The 23,645-nt window shown below is 60.0% G+C and carries 22 protein-coding genes; 14 read left to right on the plus strand and 8 right to left on the minus strand.

The genetic code is table 11. The annotated features are described in order from the left end of the window. Window positions 1-3 precede the first annotated feature (3 nt). Genes WCX18_RS02025 through prfB form a run of 4 tightly spaced genes read right to left on the minus strand, consistent with a single transcriptional unit; the run spans window position 4 to window position 3,203 of the window. Window positions 4-783 (minus strand): DUF3108 domain-containing protein, encoded by a 780-nt coding sequence (locus tag WCX18_RS02025; protein ID WP_345989121.1) that lies wholly within the window; start codon window positions 781-783, stop codon window positions 4-6. Beyond that, on the minus strand, window positions 762-1,505 hold the full coding sequence (locus tag WCX18_RS02030) for an arginyltransferase (RefSeq protein ID WP_345989123.1): 744 nt from the start codon (window positions 1,503-1,505) through the stop codon (window positions 762-764). Before WCX18_RS02030 ends, WCX18_RS02025 begins: the two co-directional genes overlap by 22 nt. Further along, complete coding sequence (locus tag WCX18_RS02035) at window positions 1,502-2,104, minus strand: hypothetical protein (RefSeq protein ID WP_345989124.1); 603 nt, start codon at window positions 2,102-2,104, stop codon at window positions 1,502-1,504. Before WCX18_RS02035 ends, WCX18_RS02030 begins: the two co-directional genes overlap by 4 nt. Before the next feature lies 1 nt (window position 2,105). Next, window positions 2,106-3,203: a peptide chain release factor 2 gene (prfB, locus tag WCX18_RS02040; protein ID WP_345989126.1), complete on the minus strand. Its 1,098-nt coding sequence runs from the start codon at window positions 3,201-3,203 to the stop codon at window positions 2,106-2,108. A 61-nt stretch (window positions 3,204-3,264) separates the two neighbouring features. Here prfB and panC point away from each other — a divergent pair, with 61 nt between their 5' ends. Continuing rightward, the gene (gene panC, locus WCX18_RS02045) at window positions 3,265-4,086 is read left to right on the plus strand and encodes a pantoate--beta-alanine ligase (protein ID WP_345989128.1); all 822 of its coding nucleotides are present in this window, start codon (window positions 3,265-3,267) and stop codon (window positions 4,084-4,086) included. 175 nt (window positions 4,087-4,261) lie between these two features. Here the strand turns inward: panC and WCX18_RS02050 are convergent, their stop codons facing one another. Next, window positions 4,262-6,067 carry a penicillin-binding protein 2 gene (locus WCX18_RS02050; RefSeq protein WP_345989130.1) on the minus strand — a complete coding sequence of 602 codons (1,806 nt, stop codon included), beginning with the start codon at window positions 6,065-6,067 and terminating at the stop codon, window positions 4,262-4,264. Between the two features lie 82 nt (window positions 6,068-6,149). On the opposite strand from WCX18_RS02050, the gene WCX18_RS02055 reads away from it, so the two are divergent. From WCX18_RS02055 to WCX18_RS02115, 13 genes are all read left to right on the plus strand, one after another. Then, entirely contained in the window at window positions 6,150-6,989 is an 840-nt protein-coding gene (locus WCX18_RS02055; protein WP_345989132.1) for a hypothetical protein, read from the plus strand. A 98-nt stretch (window positions 6,990-7,087) separates the two neighbouring features. Beyond that, complete coding sequence (locus WCX18_RS02060; protein WP_345989134.1) at window positions 7,088-8,248, plus strand: FtsW/RodA/SpoVE family cell cycle protein; 1,161 nt, start codon at window positions 7,088-7,090, stop codon at window positions 8,246-8,248. Beyond that, window positions 8,245-9,261, plus strand: coding sequence for an undecaprenyldiphospho-muramoylpentapeptide beta-N-acetylglucosaminyltransferase (murG, locus tag WCX18_RS02065; protein ID WP_345989136.1), 1,017 nt, complete (start codon window positions 8,245-8,247; stop codon window positions 9,259-9,261). The genes WCX18_RS02060 and murG overlap by 4 nt, the downstream gene beginning before the upstream one ends. Next, window positions 9,261-9,878: a DedA family protein gene (locus tag WCX18_RS02070; RefSeq protein WP_345989138.1), complete on the plus strand. Its 618-nt coding sequence runs from the start codon at window positions 9,261-9,263 to the stop codon at window positions 9,876-9,878. Before murG ends, WCX18_RS02070 begins: the two co-directional genes overlap by 1 nt. 59 nt (window positions 9,879-9,937) lie before the next feature. Then, window positions 9,938-10,279, plus strand: coding sequence for a hypothetical protein (locus WCX18_RS02075; RefSeq protein ID WP_345989140.1), 342 nt, complete (start codon window positions 9,938-9,940; stop codon window positions 10,277-10,279). Between the two features lie 110 nt (window positions 10,280-10,389). Beyond that, a complete protein-coding gene (gene alaS / locus WCX18_RS02080; RefSeq protein ID WP_345989142.1) occupies window positions 10,390-12,939 on the plus strand; it encodes an alanine--tRNA ligase in 2,550 nt (849 codons plus the stop codon). Then, entirely contained in the window at window positions 12,936-13,472 is a 537-nt protein-coding gene (locus tag WCX18_RS02085; RefSeq protein WP_345989144.1) for a hypothetical protein, read from the plus strand. The genes alaS and WCX18_RS02085 overlap by 4 nt, the downstream gene beginning before the upstream one ends. 4 nt (window positions 13,473-13,476) lie before the next feature. After that, entirely contained in the window at window positions 13,477-14,040 is a 564-nt protein-coding gene (gene maf, locus WCX18_RS02090) for a septum formation inhibitor Maf (RefSeq protein ID WP_345989146.1), read from the plus strand. After that, window positions 14,037-14,789: a M48 family metallopeptidase gene (locus tag WCX18_RS02095; RefSeq protein ID WP_345989148.1), complete on the plus strand. Its 753-nt coding sequence runs from the start codon at window positions 14,037-14,039 to the stop codon at window positions 14,787-14,789. The genes maf and WCX18_RS02095 overlap by 4 nt, the downstream gene beginning before the upstream one ends. Continuing rightward, on the plus strand, window positions 14,786-15,883 hold the full coding sequence (locus tag WCX18_RS02100; RefSeq protein ID WP_345989150.1) for an aminotransferase class I/II-fold pyridoxal phosphate-dependent enzyme: 1,098 nt from the start codon (window positions 14,786-14,788) through the stop codon (window positions 15,881-15,883). The genes WCX18_RS02095 and WCX18_RS02100 overlap by 4 nt, the downstream gene beginning before the upstream one ends. A 5-nt stretch (window positions 15,884-15,888) precedes the next feature. After that, the gene (locus tag WCX18_RS02105) at window positions 15,889-16,584 is read left to right on the plus strand and encodes an ATP-binding cassette domain-containing protein (protein ID WP_345989152.1); all 696 of its coding nucleotides are present in this window, start codon (window positions 15,889-15,891) and stop codon (window positions 16,582-16,584) included. Window positions 16,585-16,589: 5 nt separating this feature from the next. Then, window positions 16,590-18,527 carry a PBP1A family penicillin-binding protein gene (locus WCX18_RS02110; protein ID WP_345990749.1) on the plus strand — a complete coding sequence of 646 codons (1,938 nt, stop codon included), beginning with the start codon at window positions 16,590-16,592 and terminating at the stop codon, window positions 18,525-18,527. Window positions 18,528-18,560: 33 nt separating this feature from the next. Next, window positions 18,561-19,034, plus strand: a complete 474-nt coding sequence (locus WCX18_RS02115; RefSeq protein ID WP_345989154.1) for a hypothetical protein — start codon at window positions 18,561-18,563, stop codon at window positions 19,032-19,034. Window positions 19,035-19,343: 309 nt separating this feature from the next. On the opposite strand, the gene leuA is transcribed toward WCX18_RS02115, so the two are convergent. The 3 genes from leuA to glnA all read right to left on the minus strand — a co-directional run bounded on the left by leuA (window position 19,344) and on the right by glnA (window position 23,582). Then, the gene (gene leuA / locus WCX18_RS02120) at window positions 19,344-21,014 is read right to left on the minus strand and encodes a 2-isopropylmalate synthase (protein WP_345989156.1); all 1,671 of its coding nucleotides are present in this window, start codon (window positions 21,012-21,014) and stop codon (window positions 19,344-19,346) included. 132 nt (window positions 21,015-21,146) lie between these two features. Further along, window positions 21,147-22,025: a HAMP domain-containing sensor histidine kinase gene (locus WCX18_RS02125; protein WP_345989158.1), complete on the minus strand. Its 879-nt coding sequence runs from the start codon at window positions 22,023-22,025 to the stop codon at window positions 21,147-21,149. 126 nt (window positions 22,026-22,151) lie between these two features. After that, window positions 22,152-23,582, minus strand: coding sequence for a type I glutamate--ammonia ligase (glnA, locus tag WCX18_RS02130; RefSeq protein WP_345989159.1), 1,431 nt, complete (start codon window positions 23,580-23,582; stop codon window positions 22,152-22,154). Window positions 23,583-23,645: the final 63 nt, after the last annotated feature.

Genomic DNA, 23,645 nt, shown 5'->3' on the forward strand with positions numbered 1-23,645 from the left:
AGCCTACGGGCTCTGTCTCAACCACTCCCTCTCTACCTTTAAATCCCCAAACAGTAATACATCTTTCAAGACGGCATTTTTGACATAATAGGCTTCGTCCGTCTCAATCTCCATTTCGCCGCGCGCACTCCGGAAAATATCCTGGTCTAGCTGAACGCTGTAACGGTACGGTACGGGCATACGCGTGACATGGACTTCGCCGCTGTCCGCCCCGGCTGCACGCTGTATGAGGGAGTCATCCGGTGCAAGAATCTCGAGCTGAGGCCGTGCATTGAAGTAAAGGGTGAGAAGGTCATCCTCGGCGCGGTAGGGTAGACGGAGGAAGGAACGGCGTTCTGCAGGCCGGCGCTTTGAGACGTAGCGCATGGTATTAGGGTCGAAACGGCGCAGTGTCACGAGCATTTTTTCATGCTGGTAAACGGTGATACCGTTACGGCCGAAACGGTAGAGCTGTTCGCGGCGGTAATCATCCATTGTACGCAGGACACGGTAGCGTTCGGGGATAAGACGCCCCTGGGCGTCGATATGCCCCTCGCTCAGAAAGTGTTCGCTGTGATGATGCGCCAGCAGCGCGGCAATCCCTTCGAGCGTCGCGTTTGCTTCAATGCGGTAACGCTGCTGTTCAGTCGTCAGCTTCAAGGTGGCAGTGCCTACATGGCCGATGACCCAGAAAGCGATACTGTAGCGTGCTTCGATCGTCGCGGCCTGAAGGCCGAGTGCGCCGGTGATAAGCAGCGGGAGCAGGGGACGGATGATGTCGCCTAGGAGGGGAGTTCGGTCCACGTGTCGCTCTCCTCTTCGGCGGGGCGGCCCTGCAGCTGCAGCAGCGGGGTGTACTCCCGCTTGTACATCAGGCTCTGACACCCTTCGACGTAGTAGCCCAGGTAGATCCACGGCAGCCCGCGCGCTTTGGCCAGGCTGATCTGCCGCAGGAGAGAGTATTTCCCCAGGGAGCGGTCGGCATATTCGGGATCGTAGTAGAAGTAGATCGAGGAGATGCCGCTGGGGAGGATGTCGATGAGATCGACGCCGATCAGACGTTCACGGTCGAAGTAGAGCACTTCGTAGCCGAAATCGTTGTAACCGTGGACGAAGGAGCTGTAGTAGTTGCGCGGCGTCACGGGCTGCTCGTCCCAGCCGCGGCGGTGGTGCATGTAGCGGTGGTAGGCGCTGAAGAGCTCCAGGTGCCTTCGGCTCATCCCGGGACGCCGGATCATGACGGTGAGATCCTCGTTCTTGCGCAGGACCCGTTTTTCGGAGCGGCTGAAACGGTAGGCATTCACGTCGATTTTGATGCTTTCGCAGGCGGTGCAGTTGCTGCAGATGGGGCGGAAGAACATTTCGCCGAAACGGCGCCAGCCCCGGCGTATGAGGTGGTCGCAGTAGGCGGGGGAGCAGTGTGAGATAATCTTGTAGTGGGTGGTCTGCCCCTGTCCGGGGAGGTAGGCGCACTTCTCCTCGAGGGCACACTCTTTGAGCAGCCGGTTCGCGCCCTGGGTTTTCATCGCTTCTGCTCGATCAGCTTCGTAGTGGTATTTTCGAGGGTCTCGATGAGGCGGTTCTCCTGTTCGGGGGAGAGCTTGCCTGAGGTGATGGAGTCGAGCATCTTTTCGGCCATCTTCATCTTCATCTCCTGCTCCTGGACCCGGAGCTTGTAGAGCAGCTCGTCCTCGTGGATCTTGAGGCGCTCCTTGCGGTTCTTGCCGGTGTAGTAGAAGAGAAACCAGAAGAGCATCAGCAGTGCGGCCGCGATAAGCCAGTAGAGGTAGGTCGTCTGCTCATGCTCTTTTTCAATGGCGATCTTCTTCGTCTGCGCCTCTTCCATCGCCACCTCTTTGGTGATGCCGGCCTTGGTAACGTCGGTCTCGGAGATGAGTTTCTGGACTTCGATGTCGCGCGCTTTGTTGATGAGGGCGATCTCTTTGTCCGCGTCGGCTTTGATCTTGGCGGTTTCGATCTTCTCGGAGCGTTCACGCACCTGCTGCGGTGTCGCGTAGGGGCCGTTGGGGTTCTGTCCCATCAGGTAGGGCTGCTGGCGGCTGTTGCTTTCACCGCAGCCCAAAAGCAGCAGCAGCGGAAACAGAGCGAGGATCAGCCCGCGCATGCTAGCTCCTGCTCTGCGTGATCAGTACCCCTTCGAGCATCTTGTCGATGTCGCCGTCGAGGATGGCAGTGACGTTGGAGTAGGCCTCGTTCGAACGGGTGTCTTTGACCTGCTGGTAGGGCTGCATGACATAGGAGCGGATCTGGTGCCCCCAGCCGATTTCGCTCTTCTCGATCCCCGCTTCTTCCGCACGTTTGAGTTCGAGTTCATACTCGTAGAGGCGGGACTTGAGCATCTTCATCGCCGTTGCCTTGTTCTTGTGCTGGCTCCGGTCGTTCTGGCACTGTACGACGATATTCGTCGGGATGTGGGTGATGCGGATGGCCGATTCGGTTTTGTTGACGTGCTGGCCGCCGGCACCGGAGGCGCGGTAGGTATCGATACGGATATCCTTGTCCTCGATAACGATGTCGATGTCATCCTCGATCTCCGGGGAGACGAGCACCGAGGTAAAGGAGGTGTGGCGCTTGGCGTTGGAGTCGAAGGGGCTGATCCGCACGAGGCGGTGGATGCCGTTTTCGACCTTGAGGTAGCCGTAGGCGTTTTCTCCCTTGATGATGATGGAGGCATCCTTGATCCCCGCCTCTTCACCGCTCTGGTAGTCGAGGGTTTCGACGCTGAAACCGCGGCGTTCCGCCCAGCGGGTATACATCCGCAGCAGAATGGAGGCCCAGTCCTGGGACTCCGTTCCACCCGCACCCGGGTGGATGGAAACGATGGCGTTGTTGCCGTCGTTGGGGCCGCTGAGGAGTACCTCTATCTCCATGGTCCGGACATTCTCTTCCAGGTCTGCGGCTTCGTCGAAGAGGGTCTGGACCGTCTCGTCGTCCCCCTCATCTTTGGCCATCTCGTAGAGGTCGGCGGCGTCGCTCAGCGCGGCTGCCGCCGTTTCGTACTTGGCCAGCTTGCGCTCGAGTTGCGTCTTCTCTTTCTGCACGACGGCGGCATTGGCGGCATCGTTCCAGAAATCCTGGGAGTTTTCCAGGTCCGCAATCTCGCCCAGACGCGTTTTGATGGCGTCGGGCCGGACGACACCGGTGATATTTTTCATTTTCGTTTTGAGCGTTTTTAAGAGTTCGCCGTATTCGTAATGGTCCAAAAATGTCTCTCCAAAAATAGATCAGATATAATGCCGATTATATTCAATCGAGGCTTAAAACATGGAGATTATCAAGAGCCCCAATGCCCTTAAAGACGCGCTTAAAGCGGCGCAGGGGAGTGTCGGTTTCGTCCCGACGATGGGGGCGCTTCACATCGGTCACAAGACGCTGATCCAGGCGGCCAGGGAGGCGAACGACATCGTCGTCGTCTCCATCTTCGTCAACCCGACGCAGTTCCTGCCAGGCGAGGACCTGGACGCATACCCGCGCCGCAAAGAGGCGGACGAAAAGATCTGTGCTCTTGCCGGTGTCGATTTCCTCTTTTATCCCGATGTCTCGGATATGTACGGCGAGGACGAAGTGAGCCTCATCGCCCCGGATGTACGCGGCTACATCCTGGAGGGTACGTCGCGGCCGGGCCACTTCAGCGGTGTATTGACGGTCGTGAACAAGCTGCTCAATATCGTCCGTCCCGACCGCGCCTATTTCGGGCGGAAAGATGCCCAGCAGCTGATGCTCATCCGTGAGATGGTCAAGAACCTCTTCATGGACGTCGAGATCGTGCCGTGCCATACGGTGCGCGACAGCGACGGGCTGGCGCTCAGTTCGCGCAACGCCTACCTCTCCGCCGACGAGCGCAGTGAAGCGCTGAAGATCTCCCGCGCGCTGACGAAGGCGTCGCATCTGGTCGGCAAGGGGGTTCTGGACTGTGACCGTCTTTACGTGGAGATGCTGGCCGTCCTGGAGCCGCTGGAAGTCGAACACGTTGCCATCGTCAACCGGGCGTTTATGCCTATAGACACGGTGGAAGTCGGCAATACGATCATTCTTGTCGAGGCGGTTGTCGGGACGACACGGCTTTTGGATAACGTCTGGATTTGAGGGGTTTTGTTCCCCTTCTTCTTTGTGTGCCCAAAGAAGAAGCCGAACCGGGAAGAAGAAAGGGCAACAAGCTGCCGCTCTCGGGACATGCCACTCCCCGGTGATCCGCTCGACCGCTAAAGACCGTTTCGGTCCCGACCATTTACATCTCTTTGGACATGCTTTACGTCGCTTCTTAATGTTGCGGCTTTGTCACTGTTTCCTCTAACGCCGCCACTACCGGGTCCGGCACGAGGTACCCCTCCCGCACCATCATATCGATCACTTTTTTGTTGACCGCGACGGCGGTCAGCGACGCGAAATGGTATTTTTTCGGCCGGATCACGGTGACGCCGATCGTATAGCGGTGCCCCTGCGTGTCGTTGGCGAAGCCGAGGAAGGAGGTGTTGTACTGGTTGACGTAGCGTCCCCGCTCTGCGATGTGGGCCGTCCCCGTTTTACCGCCGATCTCGAGGCCGGGGGTGATCGTCCCCGTCCCGGTCCCCTCCCGGACGGTCTTGATAAGGATCTGTTTCATCCGCTCCGCCGTGGAAGGGGTGAGCACCTGGACCGGGTCGTCTGTTTCGAGGGCGATGGTCTCACCCGTCGCGGGATCGATAAGCTGCTCCACGACGGTCGGGACCACCGCCTTGCCGCCGTTGTTGAAGACGTTGTAGGCCTTGATGAGCTGCATCAGGTCGACGCGCAGACCGTAGCCGTAGGAGGTGGTGGCCTTGTAGATCTCGGCGTTGAGCTGCCGTACGCTGGGAAGGACCCCGTGTTTTTCGTAGGGGAAATCCATCCCAGTCGGGAGGGTCAGACCGAAATTGCGGAGCCCTTCGACGAACTCGTCGCCGTCGAGCTTCTGGGCCAGCTGGGCGATTCCGATGTTCGAGGAGTGGACGATGACGTTCTCGGCGCTGATCCAGTGGAATTTGTGCTCGTCGGTGATCACTTTGCGGCCCATCTTGAAGCGGCCCCCGTGCCCGTTGACAATGTCGAAGGGGTTGACCTTGCCGTGCTCGAGCAGGATGGAGAAGACGAGGGGTTTGAGGACCGAACCCGGTTCGAAGCTGTATTCGAGCGCCCCCGTATTGAGGGAGCTGTAGTCGCTCTTTTTGATCTGGGTCGGCTGGAAGCGGTTGGAGCTGGCCAGCGAGAGGACCTTCCCGTCGTCGCTGCGCATGATCACCACCATGATCTCCTCGGCCCCCAGGTATGCCTGCATGGCGTCGGCGATGCGCTCGACCCTGATCTGCAGGGTGACGGGAATCGTGAGCTGGAGGTCGTAGCCGTCGAGCGGCGGGGTGAAGAGGCTCTCCTTGGTGAGGCGCTTGTAGTTGTTGGCGTCGCGGGGGGCGTAAGTGTAGCCGTTGCGGCGCGCCTGCAGCGAGTCATCGAACTGCTTTTCCAGCCCTTTGATGCCGCGGTTGCGGGTATAGCCGTCCTCCTCGAATTTGCGGGGGTAGCCGATGAGCGGGGTGAGCAGATCGCCGTAGGGGTAGACGCGGGCCTCGCCGCTTTCGACGACATTCAGTCCGTGCAGGATCGTATCGCCCGAGGGGGTTTCATACTCGACGAAGACCCCGAGGCGCCGCAGCTCGAAGGCGAGGCTTTTGAGGTACTGGGCCCGCTTGGGGGAGATGTCGTAACTGAGCACCACGATGCCCTGGCGCTTGGCGAGTTTCTGGCGGATCTTCTGAACCGGGATGCCGCTGTAGATGGAGAAGAGCTGCACGAAGAGCTCTTTTTTCCCGGGGTCGATGTTCCGGGTGTTGACGGTGGCCTTGTAGAGTTTGCGTGTCGTCGCGATGTGGAAGCCGTCGGCGCTGACGATGCTGCCGCGCATCGCTTTGGTGGTGGCGGAGGTGTAGAGGCGCGGGGTGTGGCGTTCGCCCAGGGCTTTGCTTGCCATGACGAGGGCGAAGACGGCAAACGCGAAGGTGATCAGCAAAAAGAGGATGACGATCTTTTTCTTTTTGTTCAGTTCAACGTTGACCATCGTGCTGCTTCCGCCCTGCATGTTTCGGTAGTCGGACTATAGCGTTTTGTGCTTGAAAGGGGGGTTAGTGTATAGTGTGCCCATGATAGTTCGCACCCTTATGCTGCTGTGCCTTTTTGTATCGGGAATAGTGTCAGCCGAGACCCTTGAAAGCGGCCGGGTGTATACAGGGCCGCAGAAACTGGGTGTTCCGAGCCTGGGGGCGTCGATGATGCTCCCCGCACGGTGGAACGCGCAGCTCTCCGGTGAACGGGGACCTCTGATCCTGCAGTCGCCCGACGGCAGCGGCCGCATCCTCGCCGAAGCCAATGCCAGCGTGCTCGGCAGTCCCCTGCAGATGCTGCCCGAACAGATGACCTATTACGGGCTGCAACTCTTCTCCCCGTCACAGCCGTCGGCCCTGCGGACGTCGCTGCTCTACCGGCTTTACCGGGTCGAGGGCCCCGGCCCTTTTACGCGGGCACTGGTCTATGTCGTGCTGGGGCCGCAGGGGCGTGCGATTGTGCTGTACGGCTTTTTTACCCCTGAAGGGTATGACGGGATGCGCCAGACGATGATCTCGGTCGGCGACAGCATCGGCTTCACCCCCCTGCGTGCCCTGCCGGCGCATATGGAGGGGATTTACCAGCGCATCACCGGCGGGCACTTCGTTTTCTACCAGAACAGCGGCACGTTTACCGAGAGGCGCGAAGTGTGGCTGTGCCGCAGCGGCGAAGCGCTGCTGCGGGGGGTCTATACCGTGGCGAACGAAACGTCGCGCCATACCCTGCTGCGCCGGGGCGAATGGCATCTCGAAGACGAACACCTGCAGCTGAACTTCGGCGACGGGAGTTCCGAACGCTACGACATACGGCTGGAAAACAACACGCTCTACTTCGGCGGCGCCCAGACCTTCCGCCTGCCGAACCACACCTGCGACTAGGCAGACCTCTGCGCGTCCGAACGCTTGGAACAGGCTCGCTTCAGAGGAGGGCATAAGCCGACGGCGGCTAAAATACATCCCAAAAAGCCGGAGTGTGCATGCCCGATAGAACCCTGTTCGTCACCGCCTCGACCCTGATCGCGATCAGTGTCGTGATGATCTACTCCCTTTCGGAGTATACGGTCGTGCTGTTCGATTACACCCCGATGCACTTCGCCCTGCGCCAGATGGCGTTCGGCCTCTTCTCCATTCTCCTCATGTGGGCCATCGCCCAGCTCGATCCCGACGTCTGGCTCGGCCGGCTCGGCTTCCTGCTCTTTCTGGGCGGGCTCGTGCTGATGCTGGGGATGCCTTTTATGCCTTCGTCGCTGGTGACGGAAGTCGGCGGGGCGAAACGGTGGATCCGCTTCGCCGGGGTTTCATTGGCCCCCGTGGAGCTCTTCAAGATCGGGTTCGTCTACTTCCTCGCGTGGAGTTTTTCGCGCAAGATCCGCCACCACAGCGAACTCGGCATCAAGGGGGAATTCCGGCAGTTTATCCCCTATGCCGCCTTCTTCATCCTCGTCATGGTCCTGATCGCCGTGATGCAGAAGGACCTGGGCCAGGTGATGGTCCTGGCGATGTCGCTGCTCTTCATGCTGATGCTTGCCGGCAGCAGTTTCCGCTTTTTTCTGGTGCTGATGGCTCTGGCGGTCGGGGCCTTCGTTGTCTTTATCTTTACGGCCCAGCACCGCGTTGCGCGGATCATCTCCTGGTGGTCGCTGGCGCAGGACTCCATCCTCTCGCTCATGCCCGAATTCATCGCCTCGCATCTGCGGGTGCAGTCCCACGACGAACCCTACCAGATCAGCCACTCCCTCAACGCGATCCACAACGGCGGGATCATCGGTACGGGGCTCGGCAGCGGGACGTTCAAACTGGGCTTCCTCAGCGAGGTGCATACGGACTTCATTCTGGCGGGGATCGCCGAAGAGTTCGGATTTATCGGCGTGGCCGTCGTGACGGGGCTTTTCGCCTGGATGCTCAAGCGCATCTTTACCATTGCCAACCGCACCGGCAATGCCCGCTATTCGCTCTTCAGCGTCGGGGTGGGGCTGCTGCTGGCCTTCGCATTCCTGCTCAACGCCTTCGGCATCAGCGGCATCACCCCCATCAAGGGGATCTCGGTACCTTTCCTCAGCTACGGGGGTTCGGCGATGATCGCGTCGGCCGTCGGCGTGGGCATGGTCCTGATGATCTCGAAAAAGGCACAGTATTGAAATTCGTATTGACAGGCGGCGGGACCGGCGGGCACCTGGCCATCGCCAAGGCACTCCTGGACGCCATCACCGCCGCAGGCGACGAGGCGATCTTTATCGGTTCGACCACGGGGCAGGACCGGATGTGGTTCGGGGAGGGGTCGGCATTCGTCCAGACCCACTTTCTCGGGACGACGGGGGTCGTCAACCGCCGCGGCGCGGCGAAACTGGCGGCGCTGTGGCGGGTGGCACGGGCCGGGGCGGAAGCGCGGCGGATCCTGAAGGGCTACCGGCCCGACGCGGTGATCAGCGTCGGGGGCTTCTCGGCGGCCCCGGCCTCCTTTGCGGCCCTCGCCCTGGGTATCCCCTTTTTCATTCACGAACAAAACGCCGTCACCGGAAGGCTCAACCGTCTTCTGCGCCGCTATGCGCGCCGCTTTTTCAGCTCCTACGACCCGGGCAGCCCCGTCAGGAGCTACCCGGTCAACCGGGCGCTGTTCGAGACGGCGCGGGAACGCGACAGCGTGCAGACGGTGATCTTCCTGGGCGGCTCGCAGGGGGCGAAAGCGATCAATGATTTCGCCCTGGCCGTCGCGCCGGAACTTGCCCGGCGCGGGATTGCCGTCATCCACCAGTGCGGCGAACGCGATTATGAACGGGTGCGCTCCGCCTATGCACAAAGCGGGATCGAAGCGGAACTCTACGGGTTTACAAAGGAGCTTCCCGCCCTGCTGGCACGCAGCGACCTCGCCGTCAGCCGGGCGGGGGCGAGCACGCTTTGGGAGCTGGCGGCCAACGGGCTGCCGGCGCTCTATGTTCCCTACCCTTACGCGGCTGGGGATCACCAGTACTACAATGCTGTCTTCCTGGCGGAGCAGGGGCTTTCCTGGGTTGTCCGCGAGGAAGCGCTCCGTCCCGAGATGCTGGCAGAGATACTCGATGAGGGTGTTGCCGCGGCCAGCCGCGGGTTACGTATGCTTGAGCGCGAGGATGCGGCGGCACGGATCATGGACGCAGTCCGGGAGGCGTGCTGATGCTGGCGGAACTGACGCAGTGGCTCGTCGAGACGGTCCTGGGACTGGGGTACGCGGGGATCTTCGCCCTGATGGCGGTGGAGAGCTCCTTCGTTCCCTTCCCGAGCGAGGTCGTCCTGGTGCCGGCGGGCTATCTCATCGCCCGGGGGGAGATGCACCCGTTGCTTGTCATGCTCATGGCTCTGCTGGGTTCGTTGACCGGAGCGCTCGTCAACTACTACCTGGCGCTGCTGCTCGGACTGCCGCTGCTGCGCCGCTACGGCCGCTACTTCTTCATCTCCGAAAAAAGCCTGGAGCGTCTCGATGCGTTTTTCGCGGCGCACGGGCCGATTTCGACCTTTTCGGGGCGGCTGCTGCCCGGAATCCGGCAGCTTATCTCCATTCCCGCCGGGCTGGCGCGGATGCCCCTGGTCCCTTTCCTGGGCTATACGGCGCTCGGGGCGGGGCTGTGGAGCCTCATCCTGGTGATGGCGGGCTACCTGATCGGGGAGAACGAGGCGCTGCTGCGCACCTACCTGCGGGAAATCACCCTGGCGGTTTTCGCCGGGGTGGTCCTGCTCGTCGCCTTCTATGTCTACCGCCGTCGACGGCCGCGCGAAACCCCCGATGAGGTTTGAGTAACTCTTTAGGAAAACTTATGTATCATGGAGGGTTAAATGCGGCGCCAGGAGACCCCATGAAAGAGATGATCGAGTCGATCCACAGGCAGTTTGATGCCCTCATCGCCAAAATCGATCCGCTGTCGGCAGAGATGTTGCAGGACCGTGATTACGCCGTGCAGCTTGCCGATTGCGTTACCCGCTCCTATGTGATGCTCAATGACGGCATGAACAGCGAACCCGAAGTCTGCTGCGCCTGCGCGATCGAACGCGATACGCTGCGCGAGGCGATGGAGTGGCTCGAAGTGATAGGACAGACAGGCGAGGTGGACGAGGAGACGGAGCACTTCTACTTCGAGTTCATTGCCACCCTCGGGACGATCCGCCGCCATATCGCGACGGCGCTTTCCCGCCTTTAACTTCCTGCGCTGCAGGAGCGCCTCCCGGTCATTAGAGGTACGCTTAATCCCCGCTTTGCTATAATCGCGCATATTTTACGCGGTGAGCTGCCGCACAAAGTGATGAGAGTATGGATGTACGCGAAGCCTATCTGAAGTTTTTTGAATCCAAGGGCCACACGCCGGTGGCGAGCGCGCCGCTCGTGCCCGACGACGCCACGCTGCTGTTCAACAATGCGGGGATGGTCCCGTTCAAGACGATCTTTACCGGCGAGGTGCCGGTACCCGAGAACCCCCGTGCCACGTCGTGCCAGACCTGTGTCCGTGCCGGCGGGAAGCACAACGACCTGGAAAACGTCGGCCACACGGCCCGCCACCACACCTTCTTCGAAATGCTGGGCAACTTCAGCTTCGGCGACTATTTCAAAGAGGAAGCGATCGCCTACGCGTGGGAGTTCGTAACCGAGGTGCTCGCACTGCCGGTGGAAAAACTCTGGGTCACGGTACACGAAAGCGACGACGAGGCCGAGGCGATCTGGAAGAAACACATCGCGGCTGACCGCATCATGCGCCTGGGGGACAAAGACAACTTCTGGCAGATGGGCGACACGGGCCCATGCGGTCCCTGTTCAGAGATCTTTATCGACCAGGGTGCGGAGCATTTCAACGGCCCAGAGGACTACATGGGCGGCGACGGCGACCGATTCTTAGAGATCTGGAACCTCGTCTTCATGCAGTATGAGCGCAATGCGAAGGGCGAACTGAACCCGCTGCCCAAGCCCTCCATCGATACGGGGATGGGACTTGAGCGCGTCGTCGCCGTCAAAGAAGGCAAGTTCAGCAACTACGACTCCTCCCTCTTCATGCCGATCATCAACAAGGTCGAAGCGCTCATCGGCAAGCCGTATGACTATGCCGGCGGCGCGAGCTACCGCGTCATCGCGGACCATATCCGTACCGTCACTTTCCTGCTTTCACAGGGGACGAACTTCTCCAACGAGGGGCGGGGCTACGTCCTGCGCCGTATTCTCCGCCGCGCGGTACGCCACGGCTACCTGCTGGGCTTCAGCAAACCCTTTATGCACGAGATCGTCGATACCGTCGTAGAGCTGATGGGGCACCAGTACCCCTACCTGTCGGAAAAGGCGCCCGTCGTCAAGGAGCAGATCATGCTCGAGGAGGAGCGCTTCTTCAAAACGATCGAGGACGGGATCGCCCTCTTCAGCGAAGAACTCAAGAAGACCAAGGATGTCTTCAGCGGCGAGACCGCCTTCAAACTCTACGACACCTTCGGCTTCCCGCTCGACCTCACCGAGGACATGCTGCGCGAAAAAGGGCTGGGCCTCGATACGGCGACGTTCGAACGCCTGATGACCGAACAGCGCGAACGCGCCAAAGCGGCCTGGAAAGGAAGCGGTGACGCCCACGTCGAAGGGGACTTCAAAGCACTCCTGGAACAGTTCGGCGAGAACGCTTTCATCGGCTACAGCACCATGAAGGCAACGTCGAAGGTCCTGGCTCTGCTGAGCACAGGTTTCGGCCGCGAGGAGAGCCTGCATGCGCGCCACGAAGGGTGGGTGCTGCTCGATGAGACGCCTTTCTACGCCGAAAGCGGCGGACAGACGGGCGATACGGGCCTGCTTGAAGGGGTTGCAGAGGTCCTGGAGACGAAGAAGTTCTTCGGCCTCAACCTCTCCAAGATCCGTGCCACGGCGACGATCAATGTCGGTGACAGCGTCACGGCGGTCGTCGACGAAGCACGCCGGGAGATCGAACGCCACCACTCCGCGACGCACCTCCTGCATGCGGCGCTTTACGAAGAGCTGGGCGAGCATATCTCCCAGGCGGGCTCTCTCGTCGAAGCCGACCGTCTGCGTTTCGACTTCTCCCACCCCAAGGCGATGACCGCCGCGGAGATCGCGGCCGTCGAAGAACGCGTGAACCTCGTCGTTCAGCGCGGCATCACGAACGCGACAGAGGAGATGGATATCGAAGCGGCCAAGCAGAGCGGCGCGAAAGCGCAGTTCGGCGAGAAGTACGGCGACCGTGTCCGCGTCGTCCGTTTCGGCGATGCTTCCATCGAATTCTGCGGCGGGACCCACGTCGGCAGCACGAGCGAGATCGGGATGTTCGTCATTACCAAAGAGAGCGGTGTCAGTGCCGGTGTTCGCCGGATTGAAGCGGTCTGCTCCAAGGCGGCCTACGACTACTTCAAGCAGCAGCGCCACCTGATCGGCGAAGCGGAAGCCGCGGTCAAGAACCGCGACGTACTGGCCGGGGTCGAACGCCTCAAAGAGCAGATTAACACGCTGAGAGTCGAACTCCAGGATGCCCAGAACGCTGCGAAGGAGTCCCTGGCCGCGGAGACGATCAACGGCGTCAGCGTCTTCGTCGAAGAGATCAAGAGCGGTGACGTCAAGGGGCGCATCGACGAGCTCAAGAACATGAACGAGAGCGTCGCGGCGATGCTCTTCCAGGTCAAAGGCGACAAGGTGATGATCGCCGCCGGCGTCAAGAACGCCGGTGCCAAGGCGGGTGACTGGATCAAAGCGATCGCACCGATCCTCGGCGGCGGCGGGGGCGGACGTCCGGACTTCGCCCAGGCCGGCGGCAAAGACGCCTCCAAGCTGCCCGAGGCGCTTGAGGCGTCCAAAGCCTATATTACGGAGGCGCTGTCATGAAAGAGGCTATGGTCACCCTCTTCTGGGAATACAGCACCCTGATCGTCTTCCTGCACGTGCTCAGCGCCGTCGTCTGGGTCGGCGGGATGATCGCCATGCGTTTCGCCGCGCACCACTCTTTTATGGAGCTGGAGCCGCCGCTGCGCCTGGCACGTACCGCACAGGCTCTTAAGCGCCTCTTCGCGATCGTCACTCCCTTCGTCGTCATCCTGATCGTTACGGCCGTCCTGATGGCGGTAGGCTGGGGCTTCCGTGCCGCGTCGGTGGACGCGAACGGCAACGTCATCGATGAAGCGGCGTTCGCGACCTACCAGCTCGTGCACGTCAAAGAGGCGATCTGGCTCATTATGGCGCTTAACCTCGGTGCCATGATTCTGCGCCGCAACAAGGCGCAGAAAAAGATCGATGCCGGTGATTTCGCCGCGGCCAAAGGGCTGCTGGGGCTGATCGGAAAATACATGGTCCCGCTGAACATCATCCTCGGCGTTATCGCCATCTACCTGGGAGTCACGCTGCGCTACTCGCACGCGTAAGGTTATGGCCGCACCCCTCCGCCTCGCCTCCGCCTCGCAAAGCCGGGCCCTGCTGTTGACGCAGGCCGGGATCGATTTTATCCAGACCCCGGTGGACTACGACGAGGAGCAGATCGTTGCCACGTCGCCGAAAAACTTCGTCTACCAGGCGACGGTGGGCAAGTACGAGGAGGGGATGCAGACCTTCGGCATGGAGGAGCATCCGCTCCTCGTCGCCGACTCCGTCGTCACCTCGCAGGGGCAGATCCTGCGCAAGGCGCGCTGCCTTGACGACGCGCGCAATATCCTGATGACGCAGAGCGGAAACGTCACTTCCATCATCACCTGCATGATCTACCACTCCCCCCGCCTGAAACTCATTGACATCTCTGCGACAGACTATCTTTTCGACCCCTTCGACCCCGAGGACCTGGAGCGCTACCTCGCTTCCGGGGAGTGGCGGGGCAAAGCCGGGGGCTGCATGGTCGAAGGCTTCTGCAAACCCTACATCCGCAGCGTTCGCGGAAACGAAAGCACGGCGATGGGGCTCAACGTCGAGGCCCTGAAACCATTCCTGGAGGGCTTATGAATCGACTTGCTACCGCATTGATGCTGATACTGATGATCGCCGGCTGTGCCAAAACCCCCGTCACGGGGCGTTCCCAGCTGATCCTGATCTCCAACGAACAGGAGATCTCCCTGGGGCTCAGCGAGTCCGAAAAGCTCAAACAGAGCGCCAAGCTCTCGACGGACAAAGCCCAGACGGAGCGTATCCGCCGTATCGGGAAACGGATCGCCGCGGTAAGCGGCAGGGATGATTTCCAGTGGGAGTTCAACGTTATTGAATCCGACACCCTCAACGCCTTCTGCCTCCCCGGCGGGAAGGTCTACTTCTACACGGGGCTGCTCAAACTGACGGCGAACGACGACCAGATTGCGACGGTGATGGGGCATGAGATCGCCCATGCCCTCGCGCGCCACGGGGCGGAGCGGATGTCGATGCAGATGGTCAGCAATACAGGCGGTCAGCTGCTCGGAGCAGCCATGGGGGTGCCCGCGGAGTACCAGGGGCTTTACAGCCAGGCCTACGGGCTCTCTACGCAGTTGGGGGTACTGCTGCCCTACAGCCGGAAGCATGAATCCGAAGCGGACCAGATCGGCATCTACCTGATGTGGAAAGCGGGCTTCGATCCGAACCAGGCGGTGGCGTTCTGGCAGAAGATGAAAGAGGCCTCCGGGGGCAAGAAGGCGCCGGAGTTCCTCTCGACCCACCCGTCGGACCAGTCGCGTATCGATGCGATCAGGGCTTTTGTGAAGAGCCTCCCGGAAGAGCGATGAACTATTACGACAAAGAGCTGGCCGCACTCCGGCACGCCGGCCGTTTCAGAACGCGCCGCGTGTTCGGTGCGGAGACGGTCGACCTCGCCTCAAACGACTACCTGGGGCTGGCGGAGAAACCGGAGATGTTCGACGCCGCCGTCGCGCGGCTGCACGGGGAGAAGGTGCACGCCCCCAAGGCCTCGATGCTCGTCAACGGCTACCACGCGATCCACCGGGAGTTCGAAGATGCACTCTGTGAGGCCAACGGGTTTGAAGCGGGGATCGTCATGGGCAGCGGGTTCAACGCGAACCTTGCGATGATCGAGGCCCTGGTGCGCCGCGGCGACGAGCTCTTTATGGATGCGAAGTACCATGCCAGTGGGGTGCTGGCCGCCAAACTCGTCGAGGGGAAGGTGACCTATTTCGGGCACAACGACATCCGGGAGCTGGAGGCGAAACTTGCCGTGTCCGATGCCCGCCGCCGTATCATCGCCGTCGAGGGGATCTACTCGATGGACGGAGACCTGATGGCACGCGAGATCTTCGACATCGCCGAGCGGCACGACGCCCTGCTGATCGTCGACGAGGCGCACAGCAGCGGGGTGGTCGGGCCGCGGCTGCTCGGCGTTTTCGATCTCTACGGTATCACGCCGAAACCCAACCACCTCAAGATGGGAACGCTGGGAAAGGCGTACGGCAGTTTCGGGGCCTACGTACTCGCCTCACGCCATATTACCGACTATCTGCTCAACCGGGCAAAACCCGTCATCTATGCAACGGCACCCTCCCTCTTCGATACGGCACTGGCCCATGCGTCTCTGCGCCATATCCTGGAACATGCCGGGGAACTGCATGAACAGATAGAAGCGCGCCGTGCGATGATGAACGCCATGCTCGGTATCAACGCGGACGGCCTTATCGCGGCCGTTCCCGTCGGCGACAACCGGAAGGTGATGGATATCCAGGCGGCGCTGCTGGAAGAGGGGATGCTCGTAGGTGCCATCCGCCAGCCGACGGTGGAGCGGGCGATCGTGCGGCTCATCGGACGTCTTGGGGTCGATGAGGCAGCGCTGCGGCGCGGTTGCGAGATTGTCGCCCGTTGGGTAAAATAGGCGCGATGATTCAGGTCAAACGTTTACGGATCGATTTTGACGGCAGCACGCTGGTGGATATTGCCTTCGGCATTGAGAGTGCGCTGGCCCTGGTGGGGCAGAGCGGAAGCGGAAAAAGTCTGACGCTCAAGGCGCTGCTGGGGATGCTGCCGCCCGCGATGACGCCGACGATCGAGCTGGAAGCCCCCTTTGCGCTCCGCCGCGGCGAGACCGTCGCATTCGTCCCCCAGAACCCCTTTACGGCCCTCTCCCCTCTGACACGGGTGGGGCGCCATTTTGACGGGGTCACCCGGGGGGAGGCGGAAACGCTGATGGCACGGGTGGGCCTCGATGCGGGCCTGCTGGACCGGTTCCCGCCGGAGCTCTCCGGCGGGCAGCTGCAGCGCGCCGTGATCGCCATTGCTCTGTCGCATGCACCGAAACTGCTGCTGCTCGACGAGCCGACGACAGCCCTCGACCCCGAGACGCGGCGCGTCATCATCGCCCTGCTGCGGGAGCTGCAGACACAGATGGGCTTCAGCATGCTCTTTGTCACCCATGACATCGTCTCGGCCCGCGCGCTCTGCGACGAGGTCTGCGTCATCCGCGAGGGCAGCGTGGTGGAACAGGGGGAGATGGCGCAGGTGATGGCGTCGCCCCAACATGCATATACGCGCACACTGATTGAATCAAGTTTCGCCGGAAGGGAGTTTAGAACGTGAAAAAAATGCTGCTGTGGGGAGGCCTGGCCGGTGTGGTCGCCCTGTTCCTTTTCGTCGCTTACTTCGTGGCGCAGTACGGGCATGAGACCCGCAAACTGGTCCGCTACAATCCGCCGCTGACGACCTATATCTTTGACCGCAACGGCGAGAAGATCGCCAATATCTTCGACAAGGAGAACCGTGCGTTTGCAACGTTCGACGAGATCCCGCCGCAAATGATCGAAGCGCTGCTTGCCATCGAGGATACGACCTTTTTCGAGCACCGCGGCGTCAATGTCGATGCCATATTCCGGGCTATCGTCAAGGATATCAAGGCGGGCAAACTGGTGGAAGGGGCCAGTACGATCACCCAGCAGCTCGTCAAAAACACACTGCTGACACGGGAGAAGAAGTTTTCGCGCAAGCTCAAGGAGCTGATCTTCTCGCTGAAACTCGAAACGGAGCTGAGCAAAGAGGATATCCTCGAGCGCTACCTCAACGCCATCTACCTCGGGCACGGCTATTACGGCATCAAAACGGCGGCGATGGGGTATTTTCACAAACCGCTGAACCGGCTGACGCTTAAAGAGACGGCCGTGCTCGTCGGGCTGCCGAAAGCCCCCTCGTTCTATGCGCCGACACGCAATTACGAACTCTCTCTGGGGCGGGCGAACCGTGTGATTGCGCGTATGCATGACTTGGGATGGGTGGACGATGAAACGTACAACACGGCGATGCAGGAGCGTCCGGAGGTGTTCGACGAAACCCTGACGCAGAATCAGGCCCCCTACGTCACGGACGAGGTCCTGCGGCGTGCGGAGGTGCTCTATCCCGATATCCGGACGGGAGGGTACACGATCAATACGACCGTGGACCTGCGGCTGCAGGAGGCGGGGCGGTCGGCCCTCTCGTATGCTTACGACGGCATCATCAGCCGCGCCCTGGAGCGCGACAAGGATGCCAACGCGAGCCAGTTCGAACAGCTCAACGGCGCGCTGGTCAGCATCGACCCGGTCACAGGTGAAATCCTTGCACTTGTGGGCGGGGTGGACTACACCAAGAGCGCCTTTAACCGGGCGACGCAGGCCCGCCGCCAGCCGGGTTCGGCCTTCAAGCCCTTCATCTACCAGGTGGCGCTGGACCTGGGGTATTCGCCGGCGACGGAGCTCGTCGACATCTCACGTACCTACGACTATGAGACGGAGGGGAGCGAGAAGAAGTGGCAGCCCAAGAACTACGAACGCGACTACAAAGGGCTGATCACCCTGCGCGAAGCGCTGGTGCATTCACGGAACCTCGCGACTATCAACCTGGTGACGGATATCGGGCTGTCGCGTATCTACCGCGAGCTCTCACGCTACCAGTTTGCCGGCCTGCCGAAGGACCTCTCCCTGGCCCTGGGCAGTATCACCCTATCGCCGGTCGAACTGGCCGGCGCCTACAGCTCCTTTGCCGCGGACGGGGTCCAGAGCGAACCCTTCCTCATTACAAGCATCGACAAACACGGCACACACTACGATGCGCAGCCGAAGCATCGAGAGATTACGAGTCCGGCCCAGGCGTTCCTGATGACGACGATCCTGCGTGACGTCGTGTTGCGGGGGACGGGGCGTGCCTCGGCTGTCGGCGGGATTGAGACGGCCGGGAAGACGGGCACGACGAACAACTCCATCGACGCCTGGTTCGCCGGCTATTCGCCGAGCGTCGAGACCATCGTCTGGTTCGGGAACGACGACAATACGCCGCTGCCGAAAAAAGAGACGGGGGGGCGTGCGGCGGCCCCGGCGTTCCGGAAATACTATACCCAGCTTCTGCACCTCTTCCCGCAGGTTCAACGCAAATTCGAGATGCCCGAGGGGGTGACGAAGGTTGAGCGCAACGGTGCCGAGGAGTTCTTTACCAAGGCCTCCCCGCCGCCGGTGGAGAAGATGCCTTCCGAGGCCGAGGACGGCCTCCTCTTCTAAACGCGTGTGCTACAATGGCCCCAAGGAGTCCCTATGAAAAAGATCACCCTTGGGTTAATGGCGACGGCGCTCCTGCTTCAGGCGGGGGTTTTTGACCGCGGGTCGAAGAGCGTCGCGGTGACAGTGGGCAGCGGCACCGGCTTTGACAATACCTACACGATTGTAGGCGTCAGTGCGAACTATTTTGCTTTGAACGGTCTTGCCGTCGGCATCGGCTACCGTGGCTGGTTCGGCGGTACGCCGACGATGAACGAAGTCGACCTCCCGGTGACCTATTTTCTCCCCCTCAGTGCTACATTCCGACCTTATGCCGGTGTCTTTTACCGGCACACTTTCATCAGCGGTAATTATGACGATTACGAGACCCTCGGTGCCCGGGCCGGCATTGCCTACGCCGAAGGACGCGTCTACCTGTCAGTAGGATGGGCTGAGGAGTGGTACAGCCGCAGTAACGGCGATACGATCAGACGCGGTTACCCGGAACTCACCGCCGCCATCAGTTTCTAGACTTTACGGCTACGAGGAAAGTAGCGGGTAGAGGGAAAGAATAGACTGTTGAGTGGGAAAAACTGTGTTGACGATGTCAATAGCTATATGGGGTTTAATGGACATAACGCCACTGTCGGAAACAGCGGTGTGCTTTTGTCCTCGCATTGCTGCGGAATTCCACTGCGCTACATGTGCCATAGCGGCTGAGCGTAGCGAGACGGGGCTTTGCATTTGATGCATGATGATGACGCTGCCGAAAGCAGCGTTGTACTTTAGTGCCACAGCGGCCAGCGTAGTGATACGGGGTTTTACTCCGTATCACGTGTATTAGGAATGATACGCCCGGTTCAGGGCGCTGAACATCGCCATAACGCCGGCGATGGTGATGTCGTTGTCGCGTCCGACACCGAAGAAGGAGCCGAAATCCTCCGTCTCGATCTCGATGTAGGCGACGGCCTTCGCCGAGGACTGCTCCCCGCAGGAGTGCTCGGCGTAGGAGCGCAGCACGAAGGCGTGCGGGAACTTCTCGGCCAGTGCCTTGCGGCAGGCGTCAATAGGCCCGTTGCCCTGTCCCGTGCTCGTAATCTCCTCGCCTTCATAGCGGTAGGTCAGTTTGACGGTGACGATCCCGCTTTTTGACGTTTCGGAGTTGACGGCCATATCGACGAACTCGATGTACTGCGGTACCTCGAAATAGGTCTTTTCAAAGATCCCCAGGATCTCCTCCGCCGTCAGTTCACGCCCTTCGACATCCGTGACACCCTGAACGATACGTCCGATCTCCGGGTGCATCTTCTTGGGCAGCTGGTAGCCGAATTTATCCTCGAGGATGTAGGCGACACCCCCTTTGCCCGACTGCGAATTGATGCGGATGATGCTCTCATACGTCCGGCCGACGTCGGCCGGGTCGATCGGAAGGTACGGAACCTCCCAGAACGGCTCGCTTTTCGCACGCTGGTAGGCCAGGCCTTTGTTGATGGCATCCTGGTGGGAGCCGGAAAAGGCCGTATAGACCAGTTCGCCCACGTAGGGGTGGCGGACATGCGTCTCGATATCCGTGCAGCGCTCGACGACGTCGACGACGGTGTTGACGTCGCCAAAATCGAGTCCGGGATCGACGCCCTGGGTGTACATGTTCAGCGCCAGGGTGATGATGTCGACGTTCCCGGTCCGCTCGCCGTTGCTGAGCAGGGTCCCTTCGACGCGGTCGGCGCCCGCCAGCAGTGCCAGCTCGGTTGCCGCGACGGAGGTGCCGCGGTCGTTGTGCGTGTGCGTCGAGATGAGAATGTGCTCCCGGTTGTCCAGGTGGCGGCTCATCCACTCGATCTGGTCGGCATAGATGTTCGGCGTCGCCATCTCCACCGTCGCCGGCAGGTTGATGATCACCGGACGCTCTGCGCTGATGCCCCAGCGTGCCGTCACGGCGTTACAGATCTGGGCGGCAAACTCCATCTCGGTCCCGGTAAAGCTCTCCGGCGAATACTCCAGCGTGATCTCCCCGTCAAAGTCTGCCGCACGGCTTTTGACCATGTCGACGCCTTCGAGGGCGAGGGCGGTGATGTCCTCCTGCTCTTTTTTGAAGACGATCTTGCGCTGTGCCGTCGACGTCGAGTTGTACAGGTGCACGATCGCCTTTTTGACACCCCGGAGCGCCTCGAAGGTTTTGTCGATCAGGTGCTCTCTTGCCTGGACGAGGACCTGGATGGTGACGTCGTCCGGGATCAGTTTCCGCTCTACCAGCGTGCGCAGAAAGTCGAATTCGACCTTGGACGCAGAGGGGAAGCCCACCTCGATGTGCTTGAAACCGAGTTTGAGCAGGAGGTCGAAGAGTTCAAGTTTCTGATCCAGATTCATCGGAGTCACCAGCGCCTGGTTGCCGTCGCGCAGGTCGACGCTGCACCACAGGGGTGCTTTGTCGATGGTGTTGTCCGGCCACTGGCGTTGCGGCAAATCAATCTTGGGGTACGGGCGGTATTTACCGCTGTGAGCATTTTTCATATGCTCCTCCTTGAACTAAAATAGTCGATCTCCTGCTAGAAATCGTGCGCAATTATAGCAAAACTGTCACCGGGTACGGATTTGGGGTGGCGGGCGGGGGTGTTTGTTCAGTCCGCGAAAAGTTTCAGCAGGTCAGGGGAGGGGGAGTTCGAGGCGGAAGAGGGCCCCGCGGCCGGTGTTTTCGACGGTCAGGGAACCCTGCATCTTCTGGGCGATCTGGGTGCTCATGTAGAGGCCGATTCCGGTCCCTTTGTCGTCGCGTTTGGTCGTGAAGTTGGGCTTGAAGATTTCATCAAGCAGCTCCGGGTCGATCCCGCCGGCACTGTCCTCCACCTCGATGTAGATATGCGCTCCTTTTTTGTAAAAACGGATGTGGATCTCGCGCGCTTGGCTCTCGCGTTCGATAAAGGCATCCTTCGCGTTGGCGAGGAGGTTGAGCAGGAGGTGTTTGAACTCGTTTTCGATCCCGGAGACGATGACCTCGCGCCCCTCTTCGACGGTGACGGCGATGTTGTTGCGCAGCATCTCGTCGTGAACCAGCAGCAGGACCGACTGGGTACAGCGTTTGAGCCCGAAAGGGCCGCTCTCCTTGTCCGGACGGAAGAAGGTACGGAACTCGCTCAGCGTCGAGACCATGTGGGTGATCTGCTCCTGGATATCCTCGACGAACTTTTCGACGTACTCCAGCGTGACGTCCCCGGCCTCGAAGTCCATCTTCAGCAGGTCGCCGTACATGGAGAGTGCGTTGAGGGGCTGTTTCCACTGGTGGGCGACGGCATCCATCATCTCGCCCATGGCCGCCATCTTCGCCTGGTTCTGCAGCACTTTTTCACGTTCCAGACGCTTGTTGATCTCTTCGATAACCCGCGATTCCAGCATGTGTTCGCGTGCAGACCCTTCGGTGGTGTAGCTTTCGATCAGGAGTTCGATCTTTTCGCGCAATCCGTTGTCACACTGTCTTGACAGGGTCAGGATGTCGTCGATTAGTGTCTGGGTTTTTGGCGGTTTCACTCGTTCCTGTCTCTGATTCGAAAAATGTTCTGAATATATGTTTTATTTATAGCGAAACTAGGATAAAGCGGGGCTGATTTTAGCGGAAAAAAACAAGAGGAGTTTACCCCCGTAACGGGGGTAGGATTAGCACTGGTAAGTGGTTTTGAATTCGTAGGCAGTCGGGCGGCCTTCGTCCGGCCATACGTCGCGCTCGAATTTGTAGTGCTGGTATGCTTCGATGAACTCTTCCGTGAAGACCGGCTTGAGGAAGTCATTGTCTGCGATGAGACCTTCCAGCGCTTCGCGGAGGGTATGCGGCATTTGCGGGATACCTTTTGCACGGATCTCGTCGAGGGTCAGTTCAAAGAGGTCTTCGTCCATCGGACCGACCGGAATGTCAGCGTTTTTGATACCGTCGAGACCGGCCATCATCATGACGGCGAAGGCGAGGTAAGGACAAGCTGTAGAGTCCGGGAAACGCATCTCAATACGTGTCGCTTTTTCACCTGCACCGTACGGGATACGGCAGGAAGCAGAACGGTTCTGGCTGGAGTACGTCAGGATGCTCGGTGCTTCGAAGCCCGGGATAAGACGCTTGTAGGAGTTGGTAGATGCGTTGGTGAACGCCGCAACCGCTTTAGCGTGTTTGAAGATACCGCCGATGTAGTTGAGTGCCATCTCGGAGAGGTTAGCGTAGTTTCCTTCTTTGTAGAAGAGGTTCTTACCGTCTTTCCACAGGGACTGGTGCGTGTGCATACCGTTACCGTTGTCACCGAAGAGCGGCTTCGGCATGAAGGTTGCTGTTTTGCCGTTGAGGTGTGCGACCATTTTGACGACATACTTGTACTTCTGGACGTTGTCCGCAGCACCGATGATGTCGGAGAAGACGATACCGATCTCGCCCTGGCCCTGTGCAACTTCGTGGTGACCCAGAACGACTTCGAGACCGACCTGCTCGAGGACCATCATCATTTCGGCACGGAGGTCGACCATGGAGTCAGTCGGCGCTACCGGGAAGTAACCACCTTTTGTGCCCGGGCGGTGACCCGTGTTGTAGGTCTCTTCGAAACGGGTGTTGGAGTTCCACTCACCTTCTTCGGTGTCGATGCGGTAGCCCGCTTCGTTGATGGAGTCGACAAAGTGGACTTCGTCGAAGATGAAGAATTCGTTTTCCGGTCCGAAGTAAGCTGCATCGGCGATACCGAGATCTTCAGCGTGTTTCAGGGCTTTTTTCGCGATGGAACGCGGGCATTTTTCGTAGAGTTCGCCTTTATAGATATCAAAGACGTCACAGAAGACGATAATGGTCGGATCAGCTGTAAAAGGGTCGAGGAATGCCGTCGGTACGTCCGGCTTGAGGAGCATGTCAGAGCGGTTGATCGGCTGCCATGCTTCGATGGAAGAACCGTCGAAAGGGAATCCGTTTGTCAGGTTGCCTTCATTGACGGCGCTCATGCGGTACGTGAGGTGGTGCCATGCCCCTTTGATGTCTGTGAAACGGAGATCGACGAACTGTACGTCGTTCTCTTCACAGTATTTAAAGAACTCGTCAATGTTGTTAACGAATTTGCCCATTGATTTCTCCTGAGGTGATAATTTGCGGTAAGTATATCTGAATGTCCTTTACGCTTGAGAAAA

Origin of the sequence: Sulfurimonas sp. HSL1-2 (assembly GCF_039645565.1) — a bacterium.
Classification (GTDB): Bacteria; Campylobacterota; Campylobacteria; order Campylobacterales; family Sulfurimonadaceae; genus Thiomicrolovo; species Thiomicrolovo zhangzhouensis.

Bases quoted from the DNA above. Each gene is read 5' to 3' on its own strand.
- WCX18_RS02030 (WP_345989123.1), bottom strand. From the start codon at position 1,505: ATGAAAACCCAGGGCGCGAACCGGCTGCTCAAAGAGTGTGCCCTCGAG.
- WCX18_RS02035 (WP_345989124.1), bottom strand. From the start codon at position 2,104: ATGCGCGGGCTGATCCTCGCTCTGTTTCCGCTGCTGCTGCTTTTGGGC.
- panC (WP_345989128.1), top strand. From the start codon at position 3,265: ATGGAGATTATCAAGAGCCCCAATGCCCTTAAAGACGCGCTTAAAGCG.
- WCX18_RS02050 (WP_345989130.1), bottom strand. From the start codon at position 6,067: ATGGTCAACGTTGAACTGAACAAAAAGAAAAAGATCGTCATCCTCTTT.
- WCX18_RS02055 (WP_345989132.1), top strand. From the start codon at position 6,150: ATGATAGTTCGCACCCTTATGCTGCTGTGCCTTTTTGTATCGGGAATA.
- WCX18_RS02060 (WP_345989134.1), top strand. From the start codon at position 7,088: ATGCCCGATAGAACCCTGTTCGTCACCGCCTCGACCCTGATCGCGATC.
- WCX18_RS02070 (WP_345989138.1), top strand. From the start codon at position 9,261: ATGCTGGCGGAACTGACGCAGTGGCTCGTCGAGACGGTCCTGGGACTG.
- WCX18_RS02075 (WP_345989140.1), top strand. From the start codon at position 9,938: ATGAAAGAGATGATCGAGTCGATCCACAGGCAGTTTGATGCCCTCATC.
- alaS (WP_345989142.1), top strand. From the start codon at position 10,390: ATGGATGTACGCGAAGCCTATCTGAAGTTTTTTGAATCCAAGGGCCAC.
- WCX18_RS02085 (WP_345989144.1), top strand. From the start codon at position 12,936: ATGAAAGAGGCTATGGTCACCCTCTTCTGGGAATACAGCACCCTGATC.
- maf (WP_345989146.1), top strand. From the start codon at position 13,477: ATGGCCGCACCCCTCCGCCTCGCCTCCGCCTCGCAAAGCCGGGCCCTG.
- WCX18_RS02095 (WP_345989148.1), top strand. From the start codon at position 14,037: ATGAATCGACTTGCTACCGCATTGATGCTGATACTGATGATCGCCGGC.
- WCX18_RS02100 (WP_345989150.1), top strand. From the start codon at position 14,786: ATGAACTATTACGACAAAGAGCTGGCCGCACTCCGGCACGCCGGCCGT.
- WCX18_RS02105 (WP_345989152.1), top strand. From the start codon at position 15,889: ATGATTCAGGTCAAACGTTTACGGATCGATTTTGACGGCAGCACGCTG.
- WCX18_RS02110 (WP_345990749.1), top strand. From the start codon at position 16,590: ATGCTGCTGTGGGGAGGCCTGGCCGGTGTGGTCGCCCTGTTCCTTTTC.
- WCX18_RS02115 (WP_345989154.1), top strand. From the start codon at position 18,561: ATGAAAAAGATCACCCTTGGGTTAATGGCGACGGCGCTCCTGCTTCAG.
- leuA (WP_345989156.1), bottom strand. From the start codon at position 21,014: ATGAAAAATGCTCACAGCGGTAAATACCGCCCGTACCCCAAGATTGAT.
- glnA (WP_345989159.1), bottom strand. From the start codon at position 23,582: ATGGGCAAATTCGTTAACAACATTGACGAGTTCTTTAAATACTGTGAA.